At 65.0% G+C, this 6,816-nt stretch carries 9 protein-coding genes; 7 read left to right on the top strand and 2 right to left on the bottom strand.

The annotated features are described in order from the left end of the window. The first annotated feature begins 134 nt into the window (after window positions 1-134). The 7 genes from mobV to ACFFII_RS17585 all read left to right on the top strand — a co-directional run bounded on the left by mobV (window position 135) and on the right by ACFFII_RS17585 (window position 5,042). Window positions 135-1,292, top strand: coding sequence for a MobV family relaxase (gene mobV, locus ACFFII_RS17555; protein ID WP_377700161.1), 1,158 nt, complete (start codon window positions 135-137; stop codon window positions 1,290-1,292). A gap of 207 nt (window positions 1,293-1,499) precedes the next feature. Continuing rightward, a complete protein-coding gene (locus ACFFII_RS17560; protein WP_377700162.1) occupies window positions 1,500-2,177 on the top strand; it encodes a thermonuclease family protein in 678 nt (225 codons plus the stop codon). 102 nt (window positions 2,178-2,279) lie between these two features. Continuing rightward, a complete protein-coding gene (locus tag ACFFII_RS17565) occupies window positions 2,280-2,528 on the top strand; it encodes a WGR domain-containing protein (RefSeq protein ID WP_377700163.1) in 249 nt (82 codons plus the stop codon). 72 nt (window positions 2,529-2,600) lie between these two features. Then, a complete protein-coding gene (locus tag ACFFII_RS17570; protein ID WP_377700164.1) occupies window positions 2,601-2,840 on the top strand; it encodes a DUF4160 domain-containing protein in 240 nt (79 codons plus the stop codon). After that, complete coding sequence (locus ACFFII_RS17575) at window positions 2,833-3,234, top strand: DUF2442 domain-containing protein (RefSeq protein WP_377700165.1); 402 nt, start codon at window positions 2,833-2,835, stop codon at window positions 3,232-3,234. The genes ACFFII_RS17570 and ACFFII_RS17575 overlap by 8 nt, the downstream gene beginning before the upstream one ends. A 232-nt stretch (window positions 3,235-3,466) precedes the next feature. Further along, window positions 3,467-4,195: a hypothetical protein gene (locus tag ACFFII_RS17580; protein WP_377700166.1), complete on the top strand. Its 729-nt coding sequence runs from the start codon at window positions 3,467-3,469 to the stop codon at window positions 4,193-4,195. Window positions 4,196-4,430: 235 nt separating this feature from the next. Next, on the top strand, window positions 4,431-5,042 hold the full coding sequence (locus ACFFII_RS17585; protein WP_377700167.1) for a hypothetical protein: 612 nt from the start codon (window positions 4,431-4,433) through the stop codon (window positions 5,040-5,042). 159 nt (window positions 5,043-5,201) lie between these two features. On the opposite strand, the gene ACFFII_RS17590 is transcribed toward ACFFII_RS17585, so the two are convergent. Further along, a complete protein-coding gene (locus ACFFII_RS17590) occupies window positions 5,202-5,999 on the bottom strand; it encodes a glycosyltransferase family 2 protein (RefSeq protein ID WP_377700168.1) in 798 nt (265 codons plus the stop codon). Further along, window positions 5,996-6,816, bottom strand: an 821-nt coding sequence (locus tag ACFFII_RS17595; protein WP_377700169.1) for a hypothetical protein, incomplete at its 5' end; no start/stop codon positions are given. The genes ACFFII_RS17595 and ACFFII_RS17590, both read right to left, overlap by 4 nt.

The raw sequence follows: 6,816 nt of genomic DNA on the forward strand, positions 1-6,816 counted from the left end.
TGTCACGGGCGGGGCGAGAAGACGTGGGTTTATGTGTTCCTCCCCGCTGCTGCGGGGCGAGCGACATTCCGGCCTTGTGCCGGAATGTCTAGTGAGTACACATAAACCCACTTCTTTGCTTAGGAGTCTGTTCCATGGCCGGATCGCACGCGCGTGGGGACGAGGGGCTTGTGCCCGAGATCGGGCTGCGCCTGGAGCACCGCCGCGTCCGAGGCCAGCCCCGCTTCGCCATCCTCCGCTGCGCCAAGCTCAAGAAGCCTGCCAACCTCGCCGCCAGCCTCCAGCACACCTTCCGCGAGCGCGAGACCCTCAACGCCGACCTCAAGCGCCGGCACGAGAACACCATCCTCCACGGCCCCGAGACCAGCGAGGCGGTCCTGGACGCCTGGCGCGACCGCGCCCCCGAGAAGATCCGCGCCAACGCCGTTCACGGCCTGGAGTACTTCATCGGCGCCAGCCCCGAGGCCATGCACGCCATGACCCGCGAGGAGCAGGACGCCTACTTCCGCGATGCCCTGGACTGGCTCAAGGAACGCCACGGGGCCGAGAACGTCCTCTCCGCCGTTGTCCACCGCGACGAGAGCACCCCCCACATGACTGTCATGACCATCCCGCTCGACGGACACGGCAAGCTCAACGCCCGCGCCCTCGTCGGCAACCGCCAGAAGCTTTCCGCCATGCAGACCGACTTCGCCAAGGAGGTCGGCCTGGAGCACGGGCTGGAACGGGGCCTGGAGCGCTCCCAGGCGACCCACGAGCGCGTCCAGAGGGTCTATGCCCACATCATGGCCCCGGAGGCCGCTGTGGAGCTCCCAGAGCGCCAGAAAGGCCACTTCCTGGGCCTGGGCGGGGAGTCGGACGAGGACTGGCGCCACAGGGCCTCAGAGGCCGCCACAGACGCCCTCAAGGGCGCCCGCCTGGCCCTCGACCGCCAAAGGGACCGCCACGAGGCCCAGACGGCCTTCCTGGAGGCCCAGCTCGCCCACGAGCGCATCAAGCGCCAGGAAGTCCTCTCCGGCGACCTGGAGGAAACCCTGGGCGATCTCCGCGAAAAGAACCGCGCATTCAGGGAACAGGTCAGCGACCTGGAAGAAGAGCGCGACGCATGGCGGGACGAGGCGCGCCAGCGGGAAAGGCATCACCTTCTCACCATCGAGCGCGCCCTCGACTTCGCGGAGGCCCACGGCCTCGAACCCGAGGACATGGCCGAATACCTCAAGCATGGCCGCCATCTCCACGAGAAGGCCCACGAGCACGATCGGGAGAAGGATCGCGATCTGGACCTCGACTAGACGAATCCGACCTACAGGCCGACAGTTCTGGGCCGTCTAGATCGATAAGCCTTCAGAGTAGGAATTCTCAATTGGTGGCTATCTCTCCTGACTAGAGCTTGCCAGCATTCCGCAAGTGCCATTTCTGCGCACCGGCTGGGCGGAAAGATATTTTCTTTCAGAGTTTTGAGTTATGCAGTCTGAAATATCGCAACCATGGGAGATATTATGAAGTCCTTTGCCATTGCCTTTGCTTTGTTGCTTGCTACTCATGCGCCAGCGACGGCAGTCGAAGCTGAAATTAATATTACTCAAGGCGTGGCGTCTGTCATTGATGGCGACACCCTTGAAGTTCGCGGGTCACGCATTCGCTTGCACGGCATCGACGCGCCGGAAAGTGGGCAGGTCTGCCGGGAACGCGACGGATCGGCTTGGCGCTGCGGGCAGGCGGCGGCCTTGGCTCTTGCCGAAAGGATCGGTCGGACCCCCATCCTTTGTGAGCAACTCGACGTGGATCGCTATGGGCGTGTCGTTGCAAGATGCTTCACCAACCGCGAAGACCTCAACAAGTGGATGGTTGGTGAAGGCTTGGCAGTCGCCTATCGTCAGTATTCTTCCGAATATGTCGCTGATGAAGTCCGGGCACGCGACGCGCGAAAGGGCATGTGGCGAACGGAGTTCGATATGCCTTGGGATTGGCGCAAGGGATCGCGCAAGTCGCAAGCTCCCGCTGAGACACCGAAGGTGCTGCAAGGGCTTGTTCAACGATCCTACTCTTGCAGTCCTCGGCGGACCTGCTCGCAGATCGAAAGCTGCCAGGAAGCGCACTGGTATCTGGAAAACTGCTCTTGGGGCGGCCGCCTTGACCGCGATAAGGACGGCATTCCCTGCGAAAGCATTTGCTGATGCTTGGCAGGAACAAACGTGCGGGCACTGCCCGCACGTTGGCAGGCGTCATCCCGTGGTTGGAACTGGTGGAAATGGGCTTGAAGGGATACGCCGGACGCGATGCAAAGCTATCTCGAAAAGCGCGATTCCGCGAAGAACTTGGCCCGCTTCTACAGCCTTAGGGTCCTTCCCAATCTCTTCGGGGAGTGGTCGCTTCAAAGAGAATGGGGACGGATCGGGCAGGCCGGGCAGGTTCGCAGGCTGTATTTTCCTTCGCAGGAGGAAGCGATACGGGCGCTCTTGAAGCTGGAGGCCGCAAAAAGACGGCGAGGCTACTGGCTGAAGCCCAAGCAGCTGGAGCTGTTCTAACCCTCTGGCACCGACTCCGATAATGCAAGTCGCCCTACTTGGAAAACCCATCGTGTTGGGTTATATTGTGTCATGGTCACCATCCACCGGGCGCATGGTCTGCGCGTCATCATCTTCACGGACGATCACGAGCCCGCCCATGTGCATGTGTTCGGAGACGGACAGGCCAAGATTAACCTGATCGGGCCTGATGGCGGTCCGACCCTGGTCTGGGCCGAAGGCATGAAGGCGAACGAGCTGCGCCGCGCCGTGCAACTGGTCCGCAACCAGCAGGAACAGTTCCTTGCCAGATGGAGGGAAATCCATGGCTGACCTGACAGACGCCGAGATCGAGGCCGCCCTGGAGCGGGGCCGCCTTGCCCAGCAAACCGAGCCGCGCGCCACATCTGCACGCTACGACCGGAAAAGCGGTCGCATCATCGTCGAGCTGACCAACGGCTGCACCTTCGCGTTCCCGCCCCGCATGGCGCAGGGGCTGGAGACGGCGTCAGATGACGAACTGACCACGGTCGAAATCCTCGGTGCCGGCTATGGCCTGCACTGGGAAGCCCTCGATGCGGATCTTTCTGTGCCTGGCCTGCTGGCGGGTCTGTTCGGAACGAAGGCCTACATGGCCCGCCGGGCAGGACAGGTCACATCGCCCGCCAAGGCAGCTGCCGCACGGGCAAACGGGGCCAAAGGCGGTCGACCGCGTAAACAGGCATAGGCTCGACCCCTGCCCCAGCGGGTCGAGCTGGTCTTCTTCCCCAGCCTGCAGCGGCGCCATCTGGACCGGCATAAGCAAGATGGAGAGGGACACCTCCTCTTATACTCTTAGGATACATGGATACGCTGGAGCGATTCGACGGTTTCAGCCTTGCTGCGCTGGCCCTGATCGAGATTGACAGTTATCACACCGATAACTACCGTTATCAGACTGATAACTATCGGAGCGCGATATGCCGAGAGCGACCATCTACGAGCTGCGCCGGTCGGGCGTGTCGCAGGAGGACATCGAGCTTGCGAAGGCCACCCAAGAGGCGCAGCGCCGCAATGGCGTTCCGGTCCAGTCCATCGCCGTCCTGGTCGGCGCTGCAGAACCACGCCAGCGTCATAACCCGAACCCACCGGCTGACCTGACCGACCGCGCCCTGCGTCGTCGTGGAACGTATGACCAGGCTGCGCTATTGTTGGACCAACAAGCGTTGCAGGAAAGCAGCCCCGAGCGCGCAGCCATGGCCCGCGAGCTGGCCCAAGGAGCCAAGGAGCTATCGGCCAGCAACCAGATCGAGTTCGACTTCTTCGGAGGGGGCAACGTGTCCATCGCTTTCCAGTATCAGGACGCCGTGACCGAACGCCTGTTCGAGGCGGCACCGACGACGACCAAGGCCAAGGAGGCCGGCATGATCCTTTGGATCATATGTCGGCACCTGTCCTGGCAGAGCTACGAATGCACCAAGTCTGCGGCCGACCTTTGCGAGATCACGCACACGAAGCCGCCAAACATGGCGAGTGCACTGAAGCTCCTAGAGGAGGTCGGCGCGATCCGTCGCGTAAAGCGCGGCCGGAACAAGATCATCACCGTGACGCCCGAGGGCGCCTTCCGGGGCAACGTGAACAACCACGCCCAAGCCGTCGAGCGTTACCGGTTGGACGTGATCGAAGGCGGCAAGAAAGCGGACCACTGATCCCCCAGTTCTTCCCTGCCACCTGTGGCAGGTCCATCAATCATGCACGACAACACCTGAACGGCTCCGAAAAGGGCCGGTTTTATATTGTTTCATCAGTGTCCTGGAACGTGTCCTTCACCTGTCCCATTAAGCCGTTCTTCTGCACTGTCCGGCGGGACACCAGAAAAGAACATGACAATAAACGCGACGCCCCTCATACCGGTACAGGACACCGGACAGGGCAGGGACGGACATGAGCAAGCTGTCATTGCGCGAGGCAGCAAAGCTGGCAGGACGGGGAAAAACCACAATTCACACTGCTATCCATGATGGCCGACTGACCGCCGAGCGCAACGAGTCGGGTGGATACGAGATCGATCCGGCCGAGTTGCATCGCGTCTTCCCGCTCAAGGCGGACCCGGACACCGGACAGTTTATCGATCAAAGGACACCCAAGGACAGGCAGGACAGTAACGATGCCGAACGTCCTTCGCTGTCCCTGGCCCTTTCAAGGACAGCGACCAGAACAGGACGGGCAGGGCGCGCGCTTGCCACCGCCGAGCAGGAACTGGTCGAAGCCCTGCGGGAGATCGAGCGCCTGAAGACCGAGGCTGAGCGCGAAACCCGCCACGCCCGCGAACTGGCCGAGAAGGAAATCGGCCACCTTCGGGAAACCCTAGAGGCCGAACGGGCTGCGAAAGCTGAGCTTGCCGCCGCACATGCTGCACATCTGGCAGACCTGCGCCGCGAGCTGGAGCAGATGCGCGCCCTGATGCCCCCGCCGGCACCATCAGCGCCGCCTGCGCCAGACCCCACACCGGCTCCCTCCCCCTCCCGCCGCTGGTGGCCCTGGCGCCGCGGCTGATCGCCCCCCCCTGCGCTCAACCGGGGATAGCTGAAAAATCCGTAACCGGTGTTATGGTAAGTGGGTCGGAAGGGCGGGAGGTCGCGCGGGGGTTGTGGAGGGGAGGGACTGCGAACAACGCCGAGACCAGCATGAAAAAATAAGGCCAGGGAGTTAGCCTCAGGGGCACAGCGGTTTTCCCCGAGGACCCCGATCAGCGCCGCGTGCCGAGGGTGCGCGTTTTTGTTCGGCGTCAGATACCTGGTGGTGCGAAGGTCCTCCGCGGCGGATCAGCCAGGCCGCGCCCAGCAGATCCGGGACGCCGATCAGCGCGCGCGAGACAACCCCGTATTTCGAAGTCCCGCCGCACCTTTCGCGGTGGGTGACGGGAACCGTCGCGACGCGCCAGCCCTCGCGGAGCATCATCGCCGGCATGAAGCGGTGGATGTGGTCGAACCAGGGCAGATCCAGATAGGCCTCGCGCCGGAAGGCCTTGAGCCCGCAGCCCGAATCCCGCACCCCGTCGCGCAGCAGCGCCCGCCGGATCGCATTGGCCGCACGCGAGGCCAGGCGCTTCAGCGCCGTGTCCTTGCGCCCGATCCGCTCGCCCTGGACCAGCCCCAGCGCGGCGCTGCCGGGCTTCGTAAAGGGCGCCAGCAGCGCTGGGATCTGGTCGGGCGGGTTCTGCCCGTCGCCATCCAGCGTCACGATCAGTGCGCCCCGGGCTGCGCGCACCCCCCGCCGGATCGAGGCGGATTGTCCGCAGGGCCGGTCGTTGCGCAGCGCCAGCAGCCAGGGATGGCGCGCCTGCAGCGCCGCCAGCGCATGGGGCGTGCCGTCGGTCGAGCCGTCGTCGACGACGATCGCCTCGAAGGCGCGTCCGGCGAGGGCCTGGGCGATCTCCTCGACCAGGGGGCCCAAGGCGATGATCTCGTCGCGGGCGGGAATGACGACGCTGATATCGGGATGCGCGGTCATGGCGAACTCTCCGGTCGGGGGGCGTCGGCAGCGTGCCAGACGGCATAGGGGGCGTTGCGGAAGGGGATGGTCTCATGCGGCGGCCAGGCGGGGTGGTCGCGGTCCAGCCGCGCGACGATGACGCCCGCCGGGTGGGCCGCCAGCCAGGCGGCGAGGTCCCCGGCTGTCGCAGGCGTCGCCACCGGCGCGGTCAGGCGGCCGGCAAAGTTGAACTCGGCATGATAGCTCTGGCCGTAGAAGGCGATGCCGGCGGGCTGGAACGGGGCGATCGCCGCGGCGATGCGATGGGTGTCGTAAAGCGGGCGGGTGGCGGTGAAGCCGACCAGCAGGTTCAGCGACAGGACCGTTCCCAGCGTCAGGGCCGCGCCGCCCGCCAGCCCGCGCAGCCGCAGGGCGGCAAGGCAAGTAGCCAGCACCAGCAGGCAGGCGGCCACCGGCACCGCGCGGGGCTGGAGCAGCGCCTCGGCCCGGCCCAAAGGCACCAGGCCGGCCGCCACGACGATCCCGGCCAAGGCCGCGGCGGCCAGGAGCAGCGCCGGGACGCGCAGCGGAAAGCGCTCGGGCGACAGCCGCGCGACGAGCAGGGCCGCGGCGGGCAGTTCAGGGATCAGGTAATGCGCCTGCTTGCCGCTGATCAGGCTGAACAGCAGAAGCGCGGCCCCGCCCCAGACCAGGCAGAGCCGCAGTCCCGGGTCGCGCCAGTCTGCCCGCGCGCCCGCGCGCCACAGGGCGGGCGCGGCGATCCAGGGAAACAGCAGCACCGGCAGCAGCGCGAGCAGGAACCACCAGGGGCGCGCATGGGCAAAGGCCTCGGTCA

The organism is Paracoccus niistensis (genome assembly GCF_042432925.1).
Taxonomy (GTDB): domain Bacteria; phylum Pseudomonadota; class Alphaproteobacteria; order Rhodobacterales; family Rhodobacteraceae; genus Paracoccus; species Paracoccus niistensis.